The sequence below is a fragment of the Aliivibrio logei genome, from assembly GCF_001691055.1.
GTDB classification, from domain to species: domain Bacteria; phylum Pseudomonadota; class Gammaproteobacteria; order Enterobacterales; family Vibrionaceae; genus Aliivibrio; species Aliivibrio salmonicida.
In genome coordinates this window covers 252048-278376 of the sequence record NZ_MAJU01000004.1, presented here as the reverse complement: position 1 = coordinate 278376, position 26329 = coordinate 252048, and the positions used below count along the sequence as shown (strand labels likewise).

The 26329-nt window shown below is 39.4% G+C and carries 24 protein-coding genes; 13 read left to right on the top strand and 11 right to left on the bottom strand.

Annotated features, from left to right (window positions below):
• Positions 1-24: 24 nt before the first annotated feature.
• Positions 25-1212, top strand: a complete 1188-nt coding sequence (locus A6E04_RS01550) for an amino acid aminotransferase (protein WP_023603000.1) — start codon at positions 25-27, stop codon at positions 1210-1212.
• A 70-nt stretch (positions 1213-1282) separates the two neighbouring features.
• Positions 1283-1951, top strand: coding sequence for an ATP-dependent zinc protease family protein (locus tag A6E04_RS01545; protein ID WP_017021873.1), 669 nt, complete (start codon positions 1283-1285; stop codon positions 1949-1951).
• Between the two features lie 111 nt (positions 1952-2062).
• On the opposite strand, the gene A6E04_RS01540 is transcribed toward A6E04_RS01545, so the two are convergent.
• From A6E04_RS01540 to A6E04_RS01525, 4 genes are all read right to left on the bottom strand, one after another.
• Entirely contained in the window at positions 2063-3481 is a 1419-nt protein-coding gene (locus A6E04_RS01540; RefSeq protein ID WP_012552075.1) for an MltF family protein, read from the bottom strand.
• A gap of 117 nt (positions 3482-3598) precedes the next feature.
• Positions 3599-5017: an MltF family protein gene (locus tag A6E04_RS01535; protein WP_017021872.1), complete on the bottom strand. Its 1419-nt coding sequence runs from the start codon at positions 5015-5017 to the stop codon at positions 3599-3601.
• A 276-nt stretch (positions 5018-5293) separates the two neighbouring features.
• Positions 5294-5833, bottom strand: coding sequence for a hypothetical protein (locus A6E04_RS01530; protein WP_012552073.1), 540 nt, complete (start codon positions 5831-5833; stop codon positions 5294-5296).
• Positions 5834-5915: 82 nt separating this feature from the next.
• Positions 5916-6293: a YgiW/YdeI family stress tolerance OB fold protein gene (locus A6E04_RS01525; RefSeq protein WP_017021871.1), complete on the bottom strand. Its 378-nt coding sequence runs from the start codon at positions 6291-6293 to the stop codon at positions 5916-5918.
• A 235-nt stretch (positions 6294-6528) separates the two neighbouring features.
• Between A6E04_RS01525 and A6E04_RS01520 the strand changes: the two genes are divergently transcribed.
• From A6E04_RS01520 to yjjG, 5 genes are read left to right on the top strand one after another with little or no spacing between them, the layout of a single operon-like run.
• A complete protein-coding gene (locus A6E04_RS01520) occupies positions 6529-8016 on the top strand; it encodes a cobyric acid synthase (RefSeq protein ID WP_065609551.1) in 1488 nt (495 codons plus the stop codon).
• Positions 8017-8028: 12 nt separating this feature from the next.
• Positions 8029-8763 (top strand): molybdate ABC transporter substrate-binding protein, encoded by a 735-nt coding sequence (gene modA, locus A6E04_RS01515; RefSeq protein ID WP_017021869.1) that lies wholly within the window; start codon positions 8029-8031, stop codon positions 8761-8763.
• Positions 8763-9452 (top strand): molybdate ABC transporter permease subunit, encoded by a 690-nt coding sequence (modB, locus tag A6E04_RS01510; RefSeq protein ID WP_012552069.1) that lies wholly within the window; start codon positions 8763-8765, stop codon positions 9450-9452. Before modA ends, modB begins: the two co-directional genes overlap by 1 nt.
• 1 nt (position 9453) lies before the next feature.
• Positions 9454-10545, top strand: coding sequence for a molybdenum ABC transporter ATP-binding protein ModC (gene modC, locus A6E04_RS01505; protein ID WP_065609549.1), 1092 nt, complete (start codon positions 9454-9456; stop codon positions 10543-10545).
• A 37-nt stretch (positions 10546-10582) separates the two neighbouring features.
• Positions 10583-11263 carry a pyrimidine 5'-nucleotidase gene (gene yjjG, locus A6E04_RS01500; protein ID WP_065609547.1) on the top strand — a complete coding sequence of 227 codons (681 nt, stop codon included), beginning with the start codon at positions 10583-10585 and terminating at the stop codon, positions 11261-11263.
• A 65-nt stretch (positions 11264-11328) separates the two neighbouring features.
• On the opposite strand, the gene A6E04_RS01495 is transcribed toward yjjG, so the two are convergent.
• Entirely contained in the window at positions 11329-11517 is a 189-nt protein-coding gene (locus A6E04_RS01495; RefSeq protein WP_017021866.1) for a DUF2986 domain-containing protein, read from the bottom strand.
• A 4-nt stretch (positions 11518-11521) separates the two neighbouring features.
• Positions 11522-12040 (bottom strand): DUF2058 domain-containing protein, encoded by a 519-nt coding sequence (locus tag A6E04_RS01490; protein ID WP_012552065.1) that lies wholly within the window; start codon positions 12038-12040, stop codon positions 11522-11524.
• A gap of 117 nt (positions 12041-12157) precedes the next feature.
• Here A6E04_RS01490 and A6E04_RS01485 point away from each other — a divergent pair, with 117 nt between their 5' ends.
• The 6 genes from A6E04_RS01485 to A6E04_RS01460 all read left to right on the top strand — a co-directional run bounded on the left by A6E04_RS01485 (position 12158) and on the right by A6E04_RS01460 (position 20940).
• Entirely contained in the window at positions 12158-12466 is a 309-nt protein-coding gene (locus A6E04_RS01485; protein ID WP_017021865.1) for a cysteine-rich CWC family protein, read from the top strand.
• 330 nt (positions 12467-12796) lie between these two features.
• Positions 12797-12973 (top strand): trimethylamine N-oxide reductase system protein TorE, encoded by a 177-nt coding sequence (gene torE / locus A6E04_RS01480; RefSeq protein ID WP_012552063.1) that lies wholly within the window; start codon positions 12797-12799, stop codon positions 12971-12973.
• Between the two features lie 63 nt (positions 12974-13036).
• The gene (gene torC / locus A6E04_RS01475; RefSeq protein WP_012552062.1) at positions 13037-14215 is read left to right on the top strand and encodes a pentaheme c-type cytochrome TorC; all 1179 of its coding nucleotides are present in this window, start codon (positions 13037-13039) and stop codon (positions 14213-14215) included.
• 23 nt (positions 14216-14238) lie between these two features.
• Positions 14239-16701: a trimethylamine-N-oxide reductase TorA gene (gene torA, locus A6E04_RS01470; protein WP_017021864.1), complete on the top strand. Its 2463-nt coding sequence runs from the start codon at positions 14239-14241 to the stop codon at positions 16699-16701.
• 239 nt (positions 16702-16940) lie between these two features.
• The gene (locus A6E04_RS01465) at positions 16941-18926 is read left to right on the top strand and encodes a methyl-accepting chemotaxis protein (RefSeq protein WP_023603009.1); all 1986 of its coding nucleotides are present in this window, start codon (positions 16941-16943) and stop codon (positions 18924-18926) included.
• A 274-nt stretch (positions 18927-19200) separates the two neighbouring features.
• A complete protein-coding gene (locus A6E04_RS01460) occupies positions 19201-20940 on the top strand; it encodes a glycoside hydrolase family 36 protein (protein WP_017021862.1) in 1740 nt (579 codons plus the stop codon).
• Positions 20941-21016: 76 nt separating this feature from the next.
• On the opposite strand, the gene A6E04_RS01455 is transcribed toward A6E04_RS01460, so the two are convergent.
• From A6E04_RS01455 to sapA, 5 genes are read right to left on the bottom strand one after another with little or no spacing between them, the layout of a single operon-like run.
• The gene (locus A6E04_RS01455; protein WP_023603011.1) at positions 21017-21841 is read right to left on the bottom strand and encodes a peptide ABC transporter ATP-binding protein; all 825 of its coding nucleotides are present in this window, start codon (positions 21839-21841) and stop codon (positions 21017-21019) included.
• Complete coding sequence (locus tag A6E04_RS01450) at positions 21825-22838, bottom strand: peptide ABC transporter ATP-binding protein (protein WP_017021860.1); 1014 nt, start codon at positions 22836-22838, stop codon at positions 21825-21827. The genes A6E04_RS01455 and A6E04_RS01450 overlap by 17 nt, the downstream gene beginning before the upstream one ends.
• Positions 22838-23725 carry a putrescine export ABC transporter permease SapC gene (gene sapC / locus A6E04_RS01445; RefSeq protein WP_023603012.1) on the bottom strand — a complete coding sequence of 296 codons (888 nt, stop codon included), beginning with the start codon at positions 23723-23725 and terminating at the stop codon, positions 22838-22840. Before sapC ends, A6E04_RS01450 begins: the two co-directional genes overlap by 1 nt.
• The gene (locus tag A6E04_RS01440) at positions 23712-24674 is read right to left on the bottom strand and encodes an ABC transporter permease (RefSeq protein WP_065609545.1); all 963 of its coding nucleotides are present in this window, start codon (positions 24672-24674) and stop codon (positions 23712-23714) included. Before A6E04_RS01440 ends, sapC begins: the two co-directional genes overlap by 14 nt.
• Positions 24674-26299 carry an ABC transporter substrate-binding protein SapA gene (sapA, locus tag A6E04_RS01435; RefSeq protein WP_065609958.1) on the bottom strand — a complete coding sequence of 542 codons (1626 nt, stop codon included), beginning with the start codon at positions 26297-26299 and terminating at the stop codon, positions 24674-24676. Before sapA ends, A6E04_RS01440 begins: the two co-directional genes overlap by 1 nt.
• Between the last annotated feature and the right edge of the window lie 30 nt (positions 26300-26329).

The following is a 26329-nucleotide window of genomic DNA, read 5'->3' as shown; positions in this document are numbered from 1 at the left end:
TACAGATCATAAGGATATGAAAATATGCTGCAAAATATAGCGACTCCTGCTAAAGATCCCATTCTTTCTCTCTCTATTGAATACCGTGCTGATGATCGCGACAACAAAGTCGATCTCGGCATTGGTGTTTATCGTAACGATCAAGGCCACACTCCAATCATGAAAGCGGTGAGTGATTCAGCGAAAGCTATCGCTGCTGAGCAAACCACAAAAGCGTACGTTGGCCTTGCTGGTTGTGAAGTTTTTAACCAAAGCATGGTTGATCTGTTATTACGTGATACGTCTGCTTATGAGCGTGTTTCTGCTATTCAAACGCCAGGTGCCAGTGGCGCATTGCGCATGATTGCCGATCTGATTAAATCAACAGAACCAGGTGCTACGGTTTGGATAAGTAACCCAAGTTACATTAACCATCAACCGGTAATGGAAGCCGCAGGCTTAAAGGTTAAGCATTATTCTTATTTTAACCCTACAACGAAACAAGTTGATAGCGAAGCTATGATGGCTGATTTAGCCAATGCTGGACCTAAAGACATCATCTTGCTGCACGGTTGTTGTCATAACCCAACAGGGGCGGATATACGTTTGTCTGATTGGATAGCAATTACTGAATTGGCGTTGAAAAACGGCTTTATTCCTTTTGTTGATATTGCCTACCAAGGTTTTGGTGATGGCTTAGAATCTGATGCGGCAGGGTTACGCTTTATGGCGGATCGTGTGCCTCAAATGTTTATTGCGACGTCATGTTCTAAAAACTTTGGCTTGTACCGTGAACGCACTGGTGCAGCAATGGTGATTGCTGCCAGTATTGAAATTGCGATGAATGCAAAAGCCAAATTACTGCAAATGGCACGAGCAACGTACACGATGCCACCCGATCACGGTGCGGCCATTGTGGGACGAATCTTAAACGATGCGGCATTAACATTATCATGGCGTACCGAGTTAGATGAGATGCAAAAACGTTTACTTGGTTTACGTTCGAATCTTTGTGCAGCGCTGCGTGATGAAACGCAATCGACTCAGTTTGATTTTATTGAACAACATAAAGGCATGTTTTCTGTGATTGGCTTCAATGGCGATCAAATGGCACAGTTAAAATCTGACCATGGAATTTATGCGGTAGGGGACGGTCGTATTAATATTGCAGGAATGCAAGAGCAGCATATTGATTATATTGCAAAATCCGTTGCCTCTGTTGCAAATAAGTAACAGAAATTTTTGAGATAGTTACTATACTAATAGAATGAATCATTACAGATAATACAGTAAAGGAAAACGCATGAAGATAACAAAAAAATGGTCAACGTTACTTTTACCTATTCTACTTGCTGGTTGTATGTCGACAACAGCAACGACAACACCAGAAACAGGTACGACTGATAAGCCGGTTGTTGAGCAACCAGTAACACCAGAGACTAAGCCGGCAGTAAAACCAGAAACAAAGCCCGCGGTAAAGCCTGAGCAAAAACCACAAGTTGATCCTAAACCACCAGTTGCGACAAATCTGAAAACAGCAGATGGCAAACTGATTTTAGGTGAAGAAGAGTGGATGTACATCAAAGCGATTAACCATAACGCGAAAGCTCGAATTGACACAGGCGCTACAACGTCTTCAATTTCAGCGGTTGATATTGAAATGTTTGAGCGTGATGGAAAAGATTGGGTTAAATTTAAACTTGCTCATGGTGCTGGTGAGACAAAAGAGTTTGAATCACCAGTGGCTCGTATCGTAACTATTCGTCAATCAAGTACAGAGAAACGAACGGATCGTCCAGTGATTGAAGCATGGGTACAAATTGGCGATTTAGAAACCAAGACAGAGTTTACTCTTAATGACCGTACGCACATGACGTTCCCTGTATTATTAGGTCGAACTTTCTTCCGTGATGTGGCTGTTGTTGACGTAAGTAAAAAGTTCATTCAGCCAAAAGTAAAATTAGCTAAGTAAATCGCTTATCTATCTTACATCGAAGTAATGAATAAAAACGCCCAAATCTAGTCTTTGGGCGTTTTTTTATGTTTTAAATATAGAGGTTAAATTAGTAATTATAATCGTGGATTAGAACAACTTATAATTAGATGCATTCTGCTGCTCTCTATGGGCTTGTAGCTTATATATTTGTTTGTAGATAACGTAATAACGGCTGATATTGGCAACATAATGAACAGGTTCTTTGCTAACGTATTTCTGAGCCATGATTTCTACATTATTAAACCAAACATTAGGGTTATACCCGTGTTTAACCGCCATTCTTCGCATTTTTCTTACATTCGCCGGTCCTGCATTGTAAGCCGCTAATGAAAAGTACATTTGATTTTCTTCAGTGATCTCCGGTTTCAAAAAATAGCGTTTATGTACAAAACTCATGTATTTCACACCAGCGTGAATATTATGCTCTAGTTGTCTAAATTTTTTGATATTGATATACGGTTCTTTTGCGGTTTGTGGCAGTACTTGCATAATACCAACGGCACCCATATGAGAAACGAGGCGGTTATTGAACTTGGATTCTTGATACGCTTGAGCTGAGATCATTAACCAATCAAATTCATACTTGTCGGCGTATTGTTCAAACAAGACCGCCAAACTTTTAAATTGCGTTACGGTTTCAGGGTTAAGGGCTTTTTTTAGCCACTTGGTATTATCCAGGTATTTCTTGTAAATGACATTACCTAAGAAGGAGCCTTGACGAATGGTTCTTACGTATTTGTTTACAGCAGATTTTAATTGGGGGCTATTTTGGCGCATTGCCCAGCCAATATTTGCATTTGTTCTGATTGGAAGATCTTCATAGATAGTGATGTTTTTCATTACCTTAGTCCATAATTGTGATTTATGGCTGTCAATCACCGTGATAGGTAATATATCTTGGTTAAGCATCTCCATCAGTTCGTAATCTTGTAGGTTTTCTTCTAGGAATTGAACACTGATAGGTGGAATATCTTGTGCTGAAAGTTGCTTATTGATTCTTTGTAAACTTTCAAAGTAGCTAGAGCTTGGTCTAACCCATACTTCTTTGCCTGAGAGATCTTCAAAAGAGGTAATGGCAGGCGCACTTTTTGAACCGACTAACCATTCTTTACTGTTGCTAATAACAGGATCACTGAAATCAACCGATTTTAAACGTTGAGGTGTGATCGTTAAATTGGCAACGGCAAGATCGCCAAACCCACTTTCTAACGCATTGAATAAATCGTCTCTAGGAATAGGGATCACTTGGACATTCACGTTGATATTATTTTTTCGTAAATGGAGTTCAAAGTGATGGAGGAATTCAGCAATAATGCCTTTAGGTTGTCCCTTTTCTATGTAATAAAATCCAAGATCGGCAGAGACAAGTACCCTAATGGTGCCTTTTTTTTCTAATACTTTTAAATCCCCAACGTAAGGAGTTTGAGTCATGGGGGATAACTCAATAGAAAAAGCCAGTTGGGGTATAAATAATAATACCCATATAAATCTACGTAAACTATCCATGTTACGGCGCCATTTTTTAACAACATACTAACAAGTTAAAGTGAAAATGAAGATAATTCAAGATTTTTATACGGGTATAACACTCACATTCTCTGGATATTAACGCTGATAAGGAGATTAAAAGAAAGAAGAGGTCGACACATTACGCTGTTTTTTATGTTCTTCTAATTGTGTTATTTGCTTATAAATGACGTAATAACGGCTGATGTTTGACACATAGTGCACGGGCTCTTTACTGATGTATTTCATTGCCATCAATTCAACGTTATTGAACCAAACGTTTGGATTATATCCATTTATTCTAGCCATGTTTCTAATGCGCCTTATGTTTGCAGGTCCTGCATTATAAGCCGCAAGAGAAAAATAGAGCTGATTATCAGGGGAAATTTCAGGCTTATCAAAATAACGTTTATGCACAAAGCTAAGGTATTTTATCCCGGCGTGAATGTTATTTTCTAATAGATTGATATCATTAATGCGAACATTGCGATCTTGTGCCGTTGTTGGCAACACTTGCATAATACCAACCGCACCTTTATGAGAGATGACATTGTTGTTTAATCTTGATTCTTGGTAGGCAAGCGCCGAAGTTAATAACCAGTCGAGATTGTACATGTCTGAATATTGTTTAAATAATCCTGAAAACTGGTTTAGTCTATCGATATTGTCAGATCGTAAGATTTTTGCTAACCATCGGTCATCATTAAGGTATTTTTTATAAATAAGATTCCCTAAGAATGAGCCTTTTTTGATTTTTGTAATGTATTGATTCACTACTTTTGACAGCTGTGGGCTGTCTTTTCGCATTGCCCATGCAATATTGATGTCTTCTTTTAGGGGAAATTCATCATGGTATTGAATGTTAGGAATGATCTTTTTCCATAACAGTGCTCGATAATTTTCAATGACGGTGGCAGGAAGCAATTTATTTTCTACCATTTCGAGTATTTCATTCTCTCCAAGAGACTCTTCTAAAAAATGAACATCCATTGGAGAATAATGCTCTCTGGCTAATTGGTTATTTAGGTTTTGTAGGGTTTCAAAATAACTGGAACTGCCTTTTACCCAGATCTCTCTTCCTGAAAGATCATAAATGGTTTCAATAGGCGCTTCTTCTTTTGAAGTGATAAGCCATTCGGCACTGTCTTTAATGGTGGGAGTACTGAAATCAATATGCTTTAGGCGATTTTTGGTCACCGCTAAGTGCCCAACAGCAATGTCTCCAATACCTGATTCAAGAGAGCGGATCAGATCATCTTGAGCGACTGGGATAATGCGTATGCGCATGTGACGATTTTGTTTTTTTAATGCTTGTTCAAAGTGCGAAAGAAATTCCGAAATAATGCCAATCGGCTTACCATCACTGACTTGGTAAAAACCAACTTCAACAGAGACTAATATCCGAATGACCCCTTTTTTTTCTAGTTCGTTGTAATCACCAAGATAAGATGAATGACTAATCGGCGCTAGCTCAATAGATTGAACTACGCTTGGTAATAATAACAAAGCAAAAATAAGGGGACGAAATTGATTCATAGCGGAATTCCAAATAACAATATAGGTACACGCTATGTTTCATTACTGTTAATAACAAGAGGTAAGTTTGTTGTTTTTAGGCGGTATTACATTTGAGACTATTAGTTAATCGGTTATTTAGTAAGAGTGTTTAACTTTTGATTTTAATGAAGTTTTCATGACGAGTTTAGTTATTGCTTTGTTTTTACTTATTGGTGTTGTGAATAAGTAAAAAGCCAGTGGCATAAATACAACTGGCTCTTTAGGGAATAAAATCGTAAGTTAATATCGTGTTATTTAGAACGTAAATCGTGCCGTCATCATTATTTGACTGCCATAGATCCCACCAAATTTAGCTTCAGTACCGACAGAAAGTTGATCCGTTGAATGAAAACGGAAGTGCACGCTACCTACATCTTTTGTTATGTCACTATTAAAAAGTTGACCGTATTGAGCGCCGACTTCAATTTGCTGTACTAACCACATACGAAAACCAATATTTACTTCGGTTAGCATTTCATCACCAAATTTATCACTCGATTTGTCTTTTACATTATGAAGTAATAGTTGACCATAGATGTCTGCGAATTGGTTTATTGGACCGTTGAAACCAATACCACCACTGATGTCCCAATCGCCTTCAAATTCGGTGTCTATTTTTCCGACAAGATGAGCGTTTTCAGTAAATTGCTGATTTATTTGAGCACCGAAAGTACCTGGACTTGTTCCTATACGAGCTTCAAAAAAGCTGTAAGGAAAATTATTTGCTAGCGCAGTTGAAGAAGAAAGTGCTGCAGTTAAAAGCCATATTTTATTGATTGTTTTTATCGGTGTCATAACTTGGTAGCCTAGTTTCCATAAAATTCACTTATAGAAAAGCCTGCAAAATGCAGGCCAAGTTATCGATTTGTTATTTGATTTATAGTGTTTGTAGGCGATCTACTTCAATCTCAGGGGTACTTCCACCTTCATATTCACCAAAAATGCGGACTTTAGTCGTTTCATTAATCGCCGTTGGTAATGAAATGTCGTCATCAATTTCGATTTGAATTTCAGTCGTACCATCTGAGAATACGTATTTGTCTTTACGAATATGGCGAACGATACGTCCATCAATGGTTGCGTCTTGCTCTGCGAACATGCTCGTGTCTTTTAATAACTCAGCGACCGTCGTTGTTGTTACTGGGCCAGTGTAGTTTAATTGAGCGTGTTTATTGTTATGGTCGCCATTGTCAGCCAGAGCGATGGTTGGAGATAAGATTAGAGCGGCTGTAATTGCAATGATTGTCTTTTTCATAATAAACCCTTAATACGATAATGTGATGACTCTGAAATGCAGAGTCTTATGCGTTGTTGTTTCGATAGGGCTATTAAAGCAAAGGTTGCCTGAATCTATAGTGAGGAAGGCATTCATATTCTATTCATCTATTTTATCTTTATTCATATCAGGTGAAACTTCAGTAGAACCTAGCCTCTGTGTTGTTAAAAATGCTAATATCATCAACCTGATATATACGAAATTAGATGGAATTATGAACACTTTTGCTCCGTTAATGGTTCAAGGAACGACTTCTGATGCTGGTAAAACAGTCTTAGTGGCAGGGTTATGCCGAGTACTTTCTAATAAAGGGATTCAAGTTGCCCCTTTTAAACCTCAGAATATGGCACTTAACAGTGCTGTAACGGAAGATGGTGGTGAAATTGGCCGAGCTCAAGCACTGCAAGCGGATGCAGCTAGAGTAAAACCACATGTTCATATGAATCCTATCTTATTGAAGCCGAACACCGACATTGGCGCTCAAGTCATTGTTCAAGGAAAAGCCATTGAAACGATGGATGCGTGGGGGTTTCAAGATTACAAAAAACTTGCCATGCCTTATGTTCTAGAGTCTTTCGCTTACCTGAATGACCATTATCAATGTGTTGTGGTTGAAGGGGCGGGAAGTCCCGCGGAAATAAACCTGCGTGAAAATGACATTGCAAATATGGGGTTTGCAGAAGCCGCTGATGTTCCTGTGATCATCGTTGCTGACATTGATCGTGGTGGTGTGTTCGCCCATCTTTATGGCACATTGGCGTTATTGTCTGAATCTGAACAAGCACGAGTCAAAGGGTTTGTCATTAATCGTTTTCGTGGTGATATTTCCTTGCTTGTTCCCGGTCTTGAATGGCTAGAAGAAAAAACAGGCAAACCTGTACTCGGTGTTATCCCTTATTTACACGGATTAAACTTAGAGGCGGAAGACGCCATTAAGAGTGAGCAACAAGAGAAAGGCCAATTTGTGGTTAAGGTGCCAGTGGTTACTCGTATCAGCAATCACACCGATTTTGATTCATTGCGTTTGCATCCAGATATCGATCTTCAATTTGTAGGTAAAGGACAATCGCTGTCTGGTGCTGACTTTATTATTCTTCCTGGTAGTAAGTCGGTTCAGGCCGATTTGAATTACCTTAGATCTCAAGGGTGGGATAAAGATATTGAAAGACACCTTCGCTTTGGTGGCAAAGTAATGGGAATTTGTGGTGGTTATCAAATGCTAGGAGAGCAGCTTTCTGATCCGCTAGGAATCGAAGGCGAACCTTCATTAATTGCTGGATTAGGGCATTTGGCAATATCCACCGAGCTTAAAAAACAAAAGCAGCTAACCTTAGTTGAAGGGGAGTTGCATCTTCCAAATCAATCATCAGCAAAAGTGAAAGGGTATGAGATCCATGCAGGCGTCAGTATACATATTGCCGGAGCTCATCTTCCTGTGATCATTAATAGTGAAAGCATTGTAAGGTATGACGGAGCTTTAAATCATGAAGGGTCTATATTTGGGACTTATTTACACGGTATCTTTGATGAACCAGAAGCTTTTGAAGCCATTATGTCTTGGGCTGGCTTGAAAGAAAGTAAAGCCATTGATATGAAAGAAATTCAAGAAGAGGCGATTGAGCGTATTGCAGCTTCTATTGAAGAAAGTTTGGATTTATCACAACTTTGGCCAAGTTTGTTTGAAAAGAAAGCAGCGTATTAAGAAGGAATTATTATGTCTCGAATTTTTGTATTTTTTGCATTATTGATGAGTTCGTTGTCAGTATCTGCCAATGTGACAGTATATGCAGCATCATCGTTAACCAATGTAATGGATGATATCGTGTCTTCTTATCAGAAGGAAACCGGTGAAAAAGTCAGAGTGAGTTACGCAGGGTCGTCTTCGTTAGCGCGACAAATAGCGAACGGCGCACCCGCGGATATTTACTTATCAGCCAATACGAAGTGGATGGACTATTTGATCGAACAGGATCAAATTGAAGCGGAAACAAAGGTTGATCTGTTAAAAAATAGCCTAGTGTTAATTGCATCGAAAAGCACACCAAAAGAAAACGCTTGGCAGTGGTTTATTGATCAAAAAGATCTGCGGCTTTCAATGGCAGATCCAAGGCATGTACCCGCCGGTATTTATGGTAAGCAAAGTTTAGAGAATCAACATCGTTGGGCTGAGGTAAATAAACGCATAGCATCAGGTAATAATGTGCGTTCGGCTCTTTTATTTGTGGAGCGTGATGAAGCGCCGTTAGGCATTGTGTATAAGACAGATGCATTATTATCAAAAGGCGTAACGATTGTCGAAGAGTTCCCTGCTGATTCTCATGATCCTATCGTGTACCCGATGGCGATAGTAAAAGATAAAAAATCAGATCAAGTAATGAATTTTTATCAATACTTACTTTCTGAGAAAGCCAAAATGACCTTTACAGCTTATGGATTTACAACAATTTAATGATATTAACGGATTATGAAGTAGAGGCTTTATTACTGAGTTTAAAGATCGCGGGCATTGCGGTCAGCTTTTCTTTGCCTATTGGAATATTATTGGCTTGGTTGTTAGCTCGATGTGAGTTTAAAGGCAAAGCCATATTAGATGGATTAATCCATTTACCGTTAGTGTTGCCACCAGTGGTGATTGGGTATTTGTTACTGATCTCAATGGGGCGACAAGGCATTATAGGCAAATGGTTATATGAACTGTTTGGATTAAGTTTTAGCTTTAATTGGAAAGGGGCTGCATTGGCCTCTGCTATTGTTGCGTTGCCATTGATGGTACGAGCGATTCGATTAGCGTTAGAGTCGGTTGATCAAAAATTAGAACAGGCAGCCCGTACTTTGGGGGCATCACGCTGCAAAGTATTTACCACCATCACTTTACCCTTAATGTTGCCGGGGATTTTAACTGGTGCCGTGCTAGCCTTTGCGCGCAGTTTAGGTGAATTTGGTGCGACCATCAGTTTTGTTTCAAATATCGAAGGGGAGACAAGAACGCTTCCATTAGCAATGTTCAGCTACATAGAGATTCCCGGGGCAGAAATGGAAGCGGCACGATTGTGCGTGATCTCTATTGTTGTTGCGTTAATTTCATTATTGCTGTCTGAATGGTTAGCACGAGCCAGTAAAAAAAGGTTGATGGGTTAATATGTTAGTCATTGATATTCAAAAGCAATTGGGTGATTTGGATTTAAACGTTCAATTGTCGCTGCCATCTTCTGGAATAAGTGCGATATTTGGTCGTTCGGGTGCCGGAAAATCATCACTTGCGAATTTAATCAGTGGATTAACGTCCCCAGATTTAGGGCGAATTTCTCTTAATAGTTCTTTACTATTTGATTCAGATAAGAAGATTTCGGTACCGCCAGAACGTCGACATATTGGGTATGTGTTTCAAGATGCACGTTTATTCCCACATTACAAAGTTGAGGGGAATTTACTCTATGGATGTAATGGCAAGAGAACGGCTCGTTTTGATGATGTGGTGAGCTTGCTTGATATTGAGCCTTTGTTAGATCGTCACCCCCATTCCTTGTCGGGGGGAGAAAAGCAACGCGTTGCCATTGGTCGAGCCATTTTATCTGAGCCAGATTTATTAGTCATGGATGAACCGTTAGCGTCATTGGATCTCCCTAGAAAACGTGAAGTGATGCCATATTTAGAACGCTTGGCGAAAGAGATCAAGATCCCTATTATTTATGTCACACACAGTCTTGATGAAATACTTCGTTTAGCGGATCACATGGTGCTGTTAAATGATGGAAAGGTCAGTTTATCAGGAGACATTACCTCAGTGTGGAGCTCACAAGAGATGCGCCCTTGGGTTAGTATGTCCGAGCAATCAACATTGTTAGAAGGTATTGTTGCTCATCACCATGAAACGTATTCGATGAGTTTTGTGCAGCTGTCAGATCGACAAGGGATTTGGGTTAAAAAAACAGACGCTTCTGTTGTGCTAGATCAGCATATTCGATTACGGATTCGAGCAAATGACGTTTCTTTAATCAAAACCGAACCCTGTAGCAGTTCTATTCGTAATATTCTACCGGTTACCGTTGTCGCGATTGAAAAAGACCGAGAAAATGACAGTGTTGCCGTCAAACTTGATTTGGTTGGGCATGTTTTATGGGCGAATATTACCGCTTGGGCCTGTGATGATTTAGCGTTAGAAATTGGACAGAAATGGTTTGCACAAATTAAAGGTGTGAGTGTGACTCAGTCAGACTTATGCTCTAAGTAACTGCTTTTAAAGTATAAGCTACATTAAGGATATGAATGTGAAATACCAATGGATATTATTTGATGCCGATGAAACCTTGTTTCATTTTGATGCCTTTGCAGGTTTACAACGCATGTTTTTAGGTTATGGCGTTGAGTTTGGGAAAGAACAATTTATTGAATATCAATTGGTAAATAAACCGCTGTGGGTACAATATCAAGACAACGAAATTACGGCTTTGCAACTTCAAGAAACACGATTTGAAGAGTGGGCTAAAAAAGTAGGTGTTACGCCAAAAGCAATGAATAGCGCGTTTATGATGGCAATGGCCGAGATCTGTACGCCATTAGATGGCGCTAGAGAGTTGCTTGATTCATTGTTAGAGAGCAATGTGAAAATGGGTATTATTACGAATGGATTTACGGAATTACAGAAGATCCGCTTAGAGAAAACGGAATTTAGCCATTATTTTGAGTTGATCATTATTTCAGAGCAAGTCGGAATCGCAAAACCAGATAAACGCATTTTTGAACATACTTTTTCGATGATGGGGGAGGTGGATTTATCCGCGATACTTATGGTTGGAGATAACCCTGATTCAGACGTGCTTGGGGGCATGAATGCAGGTATTGACACATGTTGGTTAAATGAAGCCGGTAAAACGTGTCCTGAAGGCGTAGAGCCAACCTATACTGTGGGTTCACTGGTAGCATTACAAACTATTTTAGAAAGCGCTTAATTTAGTTATTAAAAAAGCCTCATCGTTTATCATAAACGATGAGGCTTTTTTGTATCAGGAGGAAATTACTCTTCTGACGGTGTTACTTGTTCTGTGTTTTCTGTTTCTACCGCTGCTTGTTCTGCTTCAAGAGCCATTTTTTCACGATCTGCTTTACAGATGTATTTTGGCTTATTGTGCGCACGGCTATTTTTTGTTTGAGTTCTACGGTGTTTTTTTAATAGCGTTTCTTTAATCTTATTTTTACGGCTCATTGTATTACCACATTAAATCATCAGGAATAACGAACTCAGCGTATGGGTCGTCTTCATCTTGCGCATCTTCCGCTATTACGTTGTTAAGTACAACAACAGATTTATCGCGCAGAGTAATCTTATCGGCAACGCCAGCGGGAACGACTTCGTAATCTTCATTAAAATGAACAATTGCTAAGCGACCAGCAACAAGCTGAGTTTGCATTGTTTTATCAACGTACATTTTTTTGACGAGTACGCCATCAGTAAAGTTATAACCGATATCACCGTGTGTGCGATCCAGTTTATTTGCTGAGATAAGTTGTTTGATTTGAGCAAGTAATTCTTTCTGGTCTTTCTCTGCTTTGTGTTGTGCGCTCAATTCTTTGTCTTTTTCAGCTTGAGCAGCTTTGTTTAATTCAACCGCCGCTTTTGCTTCACGATTTTGAACACGAGATTTTTTTGAAGCTTTCTTTGCTTTTGCTACTTTGTTTTGGTTCACTAACCCAGCTTTTAGCATTTGCTCTTGTAAGCTTAGCGCCATAATTGTTCCTAATGATTAATTTGTATAATTCTTATTATTATCCCATGAGTCGTATGGGATTAAAAGATACCGTGTTAAATAAGCACCCTCCTAGTTGATGTAAAGAGAGATAAAGTAATGAAAACACCTTGTATAGCAGCCTGTAAAAATGAAGGCGGTATCTGTATTGGCTGCAAACGCACCATCACTGAAATTATTGAATGGAAATCAATGACAGATGAAAAACGAGATAAAGTGATGGATCGATTGTCGGGTAAATCGTCTTCTCATGAGTGCCCTGAATGCCAAAAACCGGCTCAATGTGATATCAAAATGGGAAAGGAAACGTGTTGGTGTTTTGATCTAGAAACACGAGATGTAGGCACCGTTTCTGAGAATTCTGCTTGTTTATGCCAACATTGTTTAGCAAAGAAGCCTATAGCGTGATATTTACGTGCTACTCTATAAATAGTTGAAGTTTATTGATATGGGTCAATTATCGACGTTGATTATTTGACCTACTCCTTAGTGGTATTTAACAAGTTTAACAATTATTACATAAAATTAATTTGTCACAACTATTAACATTAATTCATATAACTTTTCAATTTAATACATCTCTGGATGAGCGCAAAAAAGTTGTGTTTAAAAGGAGTTATCGTAAAAAATTAATTGAAGCACTATTTGTGAGGGATTAAAATCTACAGCAAATAAGTTCGACAACTTGTTAACATTTTCTATATTTATAAAGTAGAAAAATAACTAGGAATAAAAATTATGAGCAATGCAGTAAAGCAAAACGATGGAGCTGAACGTTCTTCTGAATGGAAAGCTTTTCTCTTCATCACAGTTGTTCTTTTCCCAATTCTAAGTGTGGGTGTGGTTGGTGCGTACGGTTTCTCTGTGTGGATAGCACAGGCGCTGTTTTTTGGTATGCCAGGTCACGGCGGTTAATTCTCAATTTTTAAGAATGCAGCCGCTACAACAAATTAGAATTATATAAAAAGAGAAGCAATTATGATGTCATTACTTAAAAAAGCTTGGTCGGTTTTCGCTCGACCAAGTGTACATATCGGCTTGGGTGTTCTTACCCTTGGTGGTTTTGTTGCGGGTGTTATTTTCTGGGGTGGTTTTAACGTTGCGTTAGAAGCAACCAACACAGAAGAATTTTGTGTGAGCTGTCACGCTGATAACATCTTACCTGAATACAAAGGAACTATTCACGATAAGAACCGTTCTGGTGTTCGTGCTACCTGTCCTGATTGTCACGTTCCACACGATTGGACTTCTAAAATTGCTCGTAAGATGAAAGCAAGTAAAGAAGTATTCGCTCATTTAGTTGGTACAATTGATACCCCTGAGAAATTTGAAGAGCGTCGTATCGTTTTAGCCCAGCATGAATGGGACCGTTTTAGCGCAAACAAATCTCTTGAATGTCGTAACTGTCATGATTATGACGGTATGGATTTCTCTAAAATGAAACCAACGGCACGTATCCAAATGCAAGGCGCGAAAGAGCGTGACCAAAGTTGTGTCGATTGTCATAAAGGTATTGCACATAATCTTCCTGCAAATATGGACAGTTCTGGTGGCATGGTAAGTGAACTTAGCCAGCTAGCAAGTAATACTAAATATGAAGATGGTCAAACTTACGTTTCTGTTCGTCACCTTCCAATGTATGAAGATGAAAAACTAACGATTGAAGCGGGTCTATTAAACCCTGCCTCTCAAGTAACTGTACTTGAAGAGAAAGGCGATGCAATGAAAGTTGCGATTGATGGTTGGCGTAAAGTTAAAGGCTTCGGTCGTGTTATCCAAGAAGATTTTGGTATGAACATCGCGGTTGGTGCTTTGCTTAAAGGCGCTGCTCAAAACGACAAAATCGTTGAGAAATTTGAAACTAAAGTTGATGACCTAACGGGTCTACCTTGGCAGCGTGTTACTGTTGATGTATGGATGAAGAAAGAAGATTTCTTATCTGATTACACTACGGTTTGGCAAAAAGCGGAAGAGTCATACAAAACAAACTGTTCTGTATGTCACACTCAACCAGCTGAAGGTCACTTTGATTCAAACACATGGCCTGGTATGTTTGACGGTATGATGGCATTCGTTAACTTCGATACAGACAGTAAGTCACTTGTATTGAAATACCTTCAAAAACACTCTTCAGATTTTTCTGACGAAAAACACTAAGAATTAACGGAGTAGATAGCATTATGTCTATTAGCAGAAGAAGTTTTCTAAAAGGTGTTGCAACAACAAGTGCAGTATCTTTAGTAGGTCCTAGCCTACTAATGTCTTCAAAAGTAAGCGCGGCTGAAACGACTGGCACATGGCGTACATCTGGCTCGCATTGGGGTGCATTCCGTGCACACATCTATGCGGGTAAAGTACAAGAAATTAAAGCACTAGAGATGGATAAACATCCAACAGATATGTTGAATGGCATCAAAGGTATTATCTACAGCCCAAGCCGTGTACGTTACCCAATGGTTCGTGTTGATTGGCTGAAGAAACACAAATACTCGGCTGAAACTCGTGGTAATAACCGTTTCATCCGTGTGACTTGGGATGAAGCGCTAGATTTATTCTACCGTGAGCTTGAGCGTGTTCAAAAAGATTACGGTCCATGGGCGTTGCATGCAGGTCAAACTGGTTGGAACCAAACAGGTTCTTTCCATAACTGTACTGCTCAAATGCAACGTGCTGTTGGTATGCATGGTAACTTCATCAAGAAAGTAGGTGACTACTCGACGGGTGCTGGCCAAACAATCATGCCGTATGTTCTAGGTTCAACAGAAGTATACGCACAGGGTACTTCTTGGTCTGAAATCCTAGAGCACAGTGACAACATTATTCTTTGGGCGACCGATCCAGTTAAAAACCTACAAGTAGGTTGGAACTGTGAAACGCACGAAGCATTTGCTTACCTTGATCAGCTAAAAGAAAAAGTAGCTGATGGTAAGATCAATGTGATCTCTGTTGACCCAGTTAAAAACAAAACTCAGCGTTTCTTAGACAATGAGCACATGTACATTAACCCACAATCAGATGTGGCGTTCATGCTTGCTGTTGCTTATACGCTATACACTGAGAATTTATATGATAAGCAATTCATCGATACTTACTGCTTAGGTTTTGATGAGTTCATGCAATACGTGCTTGGTGAAACGAAAGATAAAGTCGTTAAAACACCTGAATGGGCATCTGAAATCTGTGGTTTGTCTCCAGAGCGTATTCGTGAATTTGCGAAAATGATGGCGACAGGTCGTACACAAATCCTATTTGGATGGTGTATCCAACGTCAACAACACGGTGAGCAACCATACTGGATGGGTACGGTTCTATCTGCAATGACAGGTCAAATCGGTCTTGCAGGCGGCGGTGTGTCTTACAGTCACCACTATTCAAGTGTTGGTGTTCCTTCGACTGGTTTTGCTGGCCCTGGTGGTTTCCCACGTAACGTGGATCAAGGTAACAAGCCTAAGTGGGATAACAATGACTTTAATGGTTACAGCAATACGATCCCAGTAGCTCGTTGGATTGACTGTCTATTAGAACCAGGTAAAGAAATCCGTTATAACGGTAATAAAGTGGTATTACCTGATTTTAAAATGATGGTTATTTCTGGTAACAACCCTTGGCATCACCACCAAGATCGTAACCGTATGAAGAAAGCATTCCAAAAACTTCAAACGGTTGTAACGATTGATTTCACATGGACAGCAACGTGTCGTTTCTCTGACATCGTGCTTCCTGCATGTACGCAATGGGAACGTAACGATATTGACCAATACGGTTCATACTCTGCTCGTGGTCTTGTTGCAATGCATAAATTGGTTGATCCATTATTCCAATCACGATCTGATTTTGAGATCATGACTGAGCTAACACGTCGTTTTGGTCGCCATAAAGAATACACTCGTGATATGGATGAGATGGAGTGGGTTCGTTCACTTTACGCTGAGTGCCGTACTGCGAATGAAGGCAAATTTGATATGCCTGAGTTTGATGTATTCTGGGAAAAAGGTGTTCTTGACTTTGGTGAAGGTAAACCATGGGTTCGCCACGCTGATTTCCGTAAAGATCCTGAAGTGAATGCATTAGGCACACCTTCTGGTTTCATTGAAATCACAAGCCGTAAGATTGCTCGTTTTGGCTACGAAGAATGTCAAGGTCACCCAATGTGGTTCGAGAAATCTGAACGCTCACACGGTGGCCCTGGCTCTAAGAAACACCCATTCTGGATGCAGTCTTGTCACCCTGATAAGCGTTTGCACTCACAAATGTGTGATTCTGAAGAATTCCGCGCCACTTACACAGTACAAGGTCGTGAGCCTGTATACCTAAACCCACAAGATGCTAAAGCAAAAGGCATCAAAGATGGTGATTTAGTTCGTGTATTTAATGACCGTGGTCAGCTTCTTGCTGGTGCTGTTCTTACTGATAGCTACCCTAGCGGCGTTATTCGTATTGAAGAAGGCGCATGGTACGGCCCTCTAAATGAAAAAGTTGGCGCTATCTGTACTTACGGCGATCCAAACACATTAACGCAAGATATCGCATCATCTGAGCTTGCTCAGGCGACATCTGCGAACACATGTTTGGTAGATTACGAGAAGTTTACAGGTAAAGTTCCACCAGTAACCTCGTTTGGTGGTCCAATTATTGTTGAATAAGACAATAAAAGTTAATTAATTAAAAAGCACCTAAATATAGGTGCTTTTTTTATATATGCTGTTCATGCAAAGCATTGATTTATAGTTTAAAATTATGATTGTCAGCCGAGTTGATAATATAGCGTAATTGAATTTTATTTTTTATAAAACACCGTTAATTTCTCTATGAGAAAGGCAATATATGTATTATGCTCTCGCCGAAAATTCCACACTGGTGGAATGTGTAGGATAGAACCATAATGCTGCAAAAGTTACTAATTAATCTAAAAACAAAATATCAAATTTTAGTTCCAGTATTAGTGACTATCATTGTCATGATGATAGCCATTTTTTTAGTTAACGCTAAATTAGAATCAACAAACCATAACGTACAAGTTTCCGAATATAGAAGTACTCAACTAAGCAATATCTCAGTCGCAGAATCACGTTTACTTTTCTTAAGATTGGGTGTCGCTGCAACTTTTACTGATCTTGAATTATTAAAAACCATTAATTTTGAGAGTATCGCTTCTGAATTGCGCTCAAACTTCACAAGCATGGTAGAGCAACAAAGAATATTGCAAGATCTCGGTGCAACCGTTAAGACACCTGAACAACTTCAGAGAGAAGTCGGTGAAATACTGTCTCAACTTGAAGGTTATAAAAAGTTAGCCAACAGTATTGTTTTTTATAATGACACCAAAGTGAAAGAGTGGGGGAACTCTATTTACTTAACAACGCCAATTCAACAAGCGAATGAATTGATGTTGGCGGCGACATTAAGTGAAGAAGAGCAAGCGTATTGGACCAAAGTACTTCCTGAGCTTTACAATAGTGCGGGCAGTATTGAAATACATATGACGTCACTCTTTAATGAAGACTTATTTACTTCAGTCAGTAAAGCGCCAAGAATTGATATTGTAAATGAGCAATTTTCAACACTATTTAAATTGATTGAGCCTTTAAAAAACACAGAAGCAAAAAATATCATGTCTTCTGTATTTAAATCTCAATCAGATATGAATTTGGTGCTGTGGAATGCGACCAACAACATTGAACAAAGCAAAAAGAGTTTGGTTGATCTTGGTGGCGTAATGTATCGAGAATTAAGTGACGAAAGAGAACGTTTGTCTTTAATGAACCAAAAAATATCGTCAACGAATATGAAGTTAATTTCTGAAAGCCAGAATTTATTATTTGTTGCAATGCTAATTACAGTGGTTGTATCGTTAATTATTGGGATGATTATTGCTCATATCGTTACAAAACCAATCTTGATTCTTCAAGAGCAAATGTCAGACATTTCTAATGGTCGATTAGATTCATTAAATCATCAATCAAATAATAATGAGATTGGTGAATTATGTAAGAATACGGATAGCACGGTTATTCGTCTTCAAGAAATGATCAGTAGCTTACGTAATGTTGGGGAAGAAGTCTCTTCGTCATCGACAGAACTTGCCGCTATCATGGTACAAAGTGAAGCGAATGCCTCAGATCAAAAATCACAAGTCGACTTAATCGCTACGGCTATTACTGAACTTGCGGCGTCGGCAAACCAAGTGGATGAATCTGCGAATCAAGCGGACATGAAAGCAAGAGAAGTACTTATCATGAGCCGTGATGGGGCTAAATCAGCGTCAGAAGGGGTAAAGTTAAGCCAAGACCTTGCGAATCAAATGGACGGCACATCAAGCGAAGTGATGATTCTTAAAGATCAAACTGATCGTATTAGTGAAGTAATTACGGTTATTGATTCAATCTCAGAGCAAACGAATTTACTGGCATTGAATGCCGCTATTGAGGCTGCTCGTGCGGGTGAAAGCGGAAGAGGCTTTGCGGTTGTTGCTGATGAGGTTCGAGTGCTTGCCGCTAAAACTCAACAATCAACACAAAACATCCAAAACATTATTAATGACTTACAACAAAAGTCATTAAACGTGGTTGATTCCGTAAATCAGTCAATAGAGATGATTCATCAAACTGCCCAGATGAGTATTGATACGAATAATCAGTTATTAAATATTTCTGATTCTATCGAGATGATATCGCAAACAAACTCTGAGATGGCAACCGCCGCCAATGAGCAAAATAGAGCGATTGAATCCATCAGTGAAAACGTCAATGTGATTACTGAAAGTATTAATCAAAATGTCGAAGGCATTAAAGAGTCAACTCAAGCTAGCCAACATTTATCTGAATTATCTGAAAACCAAAGAGAGCAGTTAACGTTCTTTAAATTATAATTCTCATAAAATAATATAACGATAAAGGCCAGTATTTAATTATTCTGGCCTTTATTATAAATAGAATATGAAAAGATTTTACCTTGTAATGACCAATGCAAAATTGTTGAGTGTATATTCAATCCTTCCTTCAAAACAGGCTCTAAACTGCCCGTATTTCAAGCGTGATACAGTAGTATAATAATTCGCATTACATTAAGATGTAACGCAGATATAAATGAACTGTTTTAATACTAAATTTAATGAAACGGTCAGAAATTTAAAGGGTTTATGTATGAATTCTATGATCTTCTCAAGTACTCAAGAAGCCATTCCTGTTCAAAATGATATCGTGTATGAATTACACGATGACCAAATTACAATGCGCTTTGCCGGCATTCATAATCTCCCAATAAATGACCATTTCTTGGTTCTTCAATTTGCAACTCAGCTTGAGCATGATGCCAAAATTCTTGGTGATGGTTTTCAAATGCTTGCTCAAACTGGCGGCACTGTCAGTGACCCTCAAGACATTGGACGTTGCCCTGATAACAGTGCGAGTTATCGTTTATATCCTGAAAAAGCAAAGAAGCGTTTTTATAATTATCTGGTTATTGAACAATCGGATGGATTTACCTTGTTTGGTTATACGTCTTGTTTTCGTTTTGCTGGTTATTTTGAAATCCATAATTATCAAGGTGAGATGAGTGTTATGGCCTTCCTTGATGGTGAAGATACTCGCCCACAAGATTGGGCAAGTAATCAAATGGAAGCAGTGACAGTATTAAAAGCGGACAGTTTGGCTGAAGTCTATGAATTGTATGCCGATAAAGTTCAACAGCAACACCCTATTCGTGCGGGGGTAAAAAAAGACGCTCCAGTAGGGTGGTGTTCTTGGTACGCCTATTATGCAGAAGTAACAGAAGAGAATATTCTCGATAATGTTGAAATAATGTGTAATGAGCAAACAGAATTAGAGTGGGTGCTATTAGATGATGGTTATCAAGCATTTATGGGAGATTGGTTAACGCCATCAGATAAGTTTCCTAATGGTATCCAATCGTTATTACAATCCATCAAAGAGAAGGGAAAAAAGCCAGCTATTTGGATGGCTCCTTTCATTGCTCAAGCTGAATCTGATGTTTTTAAAAATAATCCTGATTGGTTTGTTCGTCATGCGAATGGTGACTTATTAAAAGCAGAAGACATTACTTACGGTGGTTGGCGTTGCACACCATGGTACATTCTTGATACTTCAAAATTAGCGGTTCAATGCCACCTAACCGAAGTTGTTCGCACAATGAAAGAAGAGTGGGGCGTTGAGTTGTTTAAGCTGGATGCGAACTACTGGGGCAGTCTGCGTGGCGAACGAGTACAATCGGGTATTACTGGTGTTGAGGCTTACCGACTAGGTATGCAGGCTATTATAAATGGAGCGGGTGATGCCTTAATTTTAGGGTGTAACGCGCCAATGTGGCCATCGTTAGGGTTAGTCGATGCCATGCGAGTTTCTGATGATGTAGAGCGTCATGCTGAGCGATTTGAGCAAATCGCAAAAGAGACATTTTATCGCAGTTGGCAACACCGTAAATTATGGCAAATTGATCCTGATTGCATCACGTTAACGTCATTGCCGAATCAAGGTGCAGAGCGTAAATATTATGACTTTCATCGAAATGTGATTCTTGCTTCTGGTGGTTTAAGCTTATCTGGTGACCCATTACCAGAGTTAAATAACTTTGCTAAAAAGACATGGAAGAACTTACTGTCACGCCAGAGATTAACTCAAGAATCGGCTCAGTTTAAATCGCTATCAAATTGTCATGGGACGTTACGATTAAATAATCAACATGAGTTACATTGTTTATTTAATTATGAAGAAGAAGCGATGGAAGTGACTTTAGTTGCTGATCAACCGTCTATTTGGCGTGATTTTTGGACTGGAGAGCAATTAAATGAAGAGCCAAATCAGATGCTATTACTTGCCTTAGAGGGTGGATTAAGTAGCCGAGCGATTTTAGTCACAAGTATGTGAGTTGGGATGTAAACAGAATAGTAAATATAAAGGCCGGATTATTACCGGCCTTTATTGTGTGAAAATTAAATAATCTCTAGCACTCGATCTTAGGAGTCGCCGCACTGATACGTTGTTTTCTATCGTGCGTTGGTGCATTAAAGTGGCTTTCTAATAGACGCTGAGTAATTGAATGCTGTGGGTTTGTGAATATCTCTTGAGTCACCCCTTTTTCAACCACTTCTCCTTCATGCATAACCATTACTTTGTCTGTAATGTGTTTTACAACACCAATGTGCTGAGAAACATAGATGAATGAAATCGCCATTTCTTGTTGTAGTTCCAAGAAGAGGTTAATGATTTGAGATCGCATTGCCATATCCAAACCATTCAACGCTTCATCAGCAACAATTATGGAAGGCTGAAGTATTAAGGCTCTAGCTAAAGATACTCGCTGTTTTTGACCCGTTGCAAGCATTTGTGGGTAGAAGTAGGCATGTTCAGGTAATAAGCCAACACGTAGTAAGGTGTCTTTAACTCGGCTTTGACGAGCTTCTGGTGACATGCTGGTATTACGTTTTAAAGGACCTTCTAAAATTCGACCTATCTGAATTCGTGGATTCAATGATGAATTAGGGTCTTGGAAGATCATTCGAATCAACTTACAGCGAGTCTGATAATCTTTATAATCTAAGACTTCGCCATTGACTTTAATCACGCCAGACGTTGGTTCTACAACACCTGCCAACATTCTTGCTAGTGTTGATTTACCTGACCCATTTGCACCAATAAAACCAATGGTTTGTCCTGCTTCTAAAGAAAAGCTGACTGGTTTAACTGCTTCTTTTATTTGTTTTCGAAACAAACCAGATCGGAATACGTAATCTTTTTTAAGATCAGTGACTTCAAGAAGTGCAGTCATTTTTCTTCTCCTCGAAATTTAATGGAAAATGGCAACTGAATTTATGATCTTTCACTTTTTGACCTTCAGGAACTTGTACGCATTTGCGTTGAGCGTAAGGACAACGAGGCCCAAGACGACAACCAATAGGTAAATGCTGTAAGGGAGGGATTGTCCCCGGTAATGATTCTAACTTTGCTTTATGAGGGATTCCATCTTTACTAAAGTCAGGCATCGCACGCAGTAATGCATTGGTATAAGGATGTTTTGGAGCCTCAAGAATTTCTTTACGACCCGCAGATTCAACCGATTGACCACAGTACATAACGGTAATTCTATCTACCCATTGAGTCAGAGTGATCAAATCATGGCTGATCAATAGAATCGTCGTATTATTGACCTGATTCATTCGACTTAATAGACGAAATATTTGTGACTGTGTCACCGCATCCAGTTCATCGGTCGGTTCATCAGCAATCAAAATTCGCGGTTTGTTCGCAATTGCCATTGCGATCATTACTTTTTGGCATTCCCCAGCAGTAAGCTCATAAGGGTAACATCGCATTACGCGCTTATGCTCTTTAATACCGACTTTATGCAATAAGGCGATGGCCCCTCTTTTGCGCCAATTCCAACGTTGCCACCATTTACCAGAAAAGTACTTTGACGGGATCGCCTCTTCAAGTTGTTGTCCTACTTGTTCTGAAGGATCGAGACACGTTGATGGCTCTTGAAAGATCATTGCCATCTCTCGGCCAATGACGCGTCGTCTTTGTTTTGGAGACAGTGCCAAGAGATCTATATTGCCTAGGCGCATTCTGTCGGCGGTGATCTTCCAATTATCTTTTGTGATCCCAAGAATCGCTTTAGCGACCAGAGATTTACCGGATCCTGATTCGCCCACAAGTCCGCGAATTTCACCTTCATTAATGGTTAAACTCATACGGTCGACGGCTTTCACCATCCCTTGCGGGGTCTCTAACTCGATAGTCAAATGACGAATATCTAATAATGGCATTATTCAATCCCCGCATTTAACGCGCGTTGTATTCCATCACCAACTAAATTGACGATGATAACGGTGAAGGTAATCACAATACCAGGTAGGGTTACTGTCCATGGGGCGGTGTAAATAAGTTCGATAGAATCACCTAACATTGAGCCCCACTCAGGGCTAGGAGCTTGAGCGCCTAAGCCTAAAAATCCTAATGCTGTGATATCTAAAATAGCGACAGAAATGGCTAACGTTGCTTCCGCAATGATGACTGTTAATATGTTTGGCAACACAGAGTTCCACAATAAATAAAAATCATTGGCGCCATCTAAACGAGCCGCCAATATATAGTCTTTTTCGATTTCATTGTGTACTGCGGTGTATACGGCTCGAATAAAACGAGGGATCAAAGCAAGCCAAATCGCGATTAATATATTGAATTCCCCAAAACCTAAGAAGGCCACAAAAATAATGGCCAGCAATAGAGAGGGGATAGATAAGATCGTATCAAGTAAGTGGTTTAACGTACTCGACAATAACCCTTTTGTCATGCCGGCAAAAATACCGATAGCACAACCAACGAAGCCAGAAAATAAAGCAACAACTAATGCATAACCAAAGGTCAGCTGAGAGCCCATTAGCAAACGAGAAAGAATGTCTCTGCCTAAGTCATCGGTGCCTAAGAAAAAGGCAACATCGCCTTCAGCGCTCCATGAGGGTGGCATTAATAAGTTTTCTGACTGCCATTGTGGGTCATATGGACTTAACCAAGGAGAAAATAAGGTAACCAGAAGAATTAATAATAAACACCAAAACCCGAACATCGCTAATGAGTTAGCACGATAGCTTAACCAAAATCGTTCCATTTGGGTTGGGATGTGCTCTTCTTGATAAACACTATTTGAGCGCATAGAACTCTTTCCTTACTAGTGGGTTAACAGCGGCACCCAGTAGATCCGATAAAATATTCGCTAATAAAATAAAGGAAGCGACGGTAATTACACCCGCTTGAATAGCAACGAAATCTTGATTAATAATGGCGTCTAATAGCCAGCGACCCACACCGGGCCAATTAAAAATAGATTCTGTAATGATTGCGGCAGTAAATAAGCCAGATAATTGAATACCTAACTTGGGAATAATTGGGGGGAGTGCATTTCGAATGATGTGTTTCGCCATGATTTCGAATTTAGACAGTCCTTTGGTATGAGCCACCTTAATGTAGTTTTGAGTTATCACGGTTGCAACGGATGAGCGCATTAAACGGATAACTTCTGTCATAGGAGCAATCGATAAGACTAAGGTTGGCAAAATAAGATGCTCAATGATGTTTTCTAGCATTTCAGTACGATAAGGTGATTGAGAATACAATACATCAATAAAAGCAAAGCCGGTTTTCGTATCGAATTCATACAATAAGCTGTATCGCCCAGAAACAGGGGTAATACCAAGTTGTAAACTAAAGAACATCAGAACTAAGAGTGCAATCCAAAATAAAGGCATTGAATAGCCAATTAAAGCCACAGAAGAAATAATCGCGTCTAAAGGTTTACCTTGACGCATTCCAGCAATGGTACCAATAGGCGTTCCGATAATTAAGGCAATGAAAAAGGCAAAAAAACAGAGCTCAATCGTTGCAGGGAAGACGCGTAATATTTCATCTGACATATTAACGCCATATTGATTAACCCCAAGGTTGCCATCAATCAATTGACCTAGATACGTTATCCAGCCAGAAAAAAATGAAGTGTCCCCCCAAACTGAGTTAGGTTCAAGGCGTAAAATATTGAAACCAATTAAGGTTAAGATCAGCAACGTAATGATGAACAGATTAAAACGTCGAATCGTATAAATCCACATTAGTTCACCTCCTCAATTCGGCTTACATTATGAAAAGAATAGGTGTTGTAAGGACTTAATACAAAACCTTCTAATGATGATTGATTGGCTTGATACTTGACGCCATGAGCAAGTGGAATGATGGGTAACTCTTCATTCAACAAGTTTTGAAGCTGACGGTAAATGTTCATTCTGTATCGAGGTTGATTGGTTTCTTTTGCGAGATCCAATAAGAAATCGAACTCTTCATTACACCAATTGGCAGAGCTAAAGCCTGCTCGTTTTGCATCACAAGAAAGTAGAGGTCTTAACATGGTGTCGGGATCGGCACTGTTGGCATTCCAACCAGTTAAAATTAAATCCATGTTAGTTTCAGTCAATTCGCTTTTTGCCATAATGTCACTAGTGATAAGAATTAATTTTATCCCTAATTTTGCAAAATCGTTTTGAATAATTTCAGCCGCTTTTTTCGGACTTGGATTGTAGGGATGATTATCTAAAGGCACCCACATCGTTAATTCTAACCCTTCTTTTACTCCGGCTTCACGCAGTAAAGCTTTTGCATAATTGAGATCATAACGAATTAATGATGAGTCACTGCCATACGCCCAAGACGTTGGTGGAAGAATACTTTGAGCCTCAATACCTGAGTTGTAATACACTGAATTGATTAAGCTTGAGCGATCAATGGCTAAATTTAAGGCTTGGCGAACACGTTGATCTTGTAACAGTGGATTTTTCATATTAACGGCAATGTAAGCCACATTGGTTGCCGTCTGTGAAAACAAGGTAAGTGATTCATTGTCAATAATGATAGGTAATTGGCTTGATATAGGGTTTGCGACGACATCACATTCTTTACGAAGTAATTTGGCTAAAGATCCTGTGCCTCGACTTGAAATATCAAATACTACTTGAGACATTTTTGCTGGACCTTGCCAGTAGCCGTCATGTCTTTTTAAACGAACAAGCTCGCTTTTTTGAAATTGTTCGAGTTTAAACGGACCTGTTCCAATTGGTTTTATGTCCATTAATTCTTTTTCATCTGCCGCGGCTAATTGGTGAGCGTATTCTTGGGAATGAATGACCGCGTATGACGTAGAAAGTGCAGATAAAAAGGTGTTGTCAGGAGAGGTCAATTCGAATTGAACTTCGTGTTGATTAATGGCTTTAACTGATTTCACCATATGAGAAAAATTAATGCTGTCGAACCAAGGGTATTGTCCAGAATTGACATTATGATATGGATTTTCTGGGTCAAGAACCCGATTAAAACTGAAAACAACATCATCAGCATTCATGGTTCTGGTTGGCGTAAACCAATCTGTGGTTTGAAATTGCACATCAGACGCTAAATTAAACGTATATACAGTGCCGGTTTCATCTACTTTCCAAGAGGTGGCTAGATTAGGAGACGGTTTCTGAGTCACCGGATCGATAATGAGCAAGCGGTCGTATATTTGAGCACTGATGGCTTCTAGAAGGCTGTTGCCATCAGACGTTTGTGGATTAAAGAAGTCCACATTGCCTGATTCACAATAAATAAACCCTTGCTGGTGGATTGTTTGTTTTAATTCAGTATCGTAGCAGCCTGTTAGGCCTAACAATCCAGTTGTAGCAATGAGTATGCGCGCAATGGTTTTCATAATGGCCGCAGCTTTCTTATAATTTTTAAT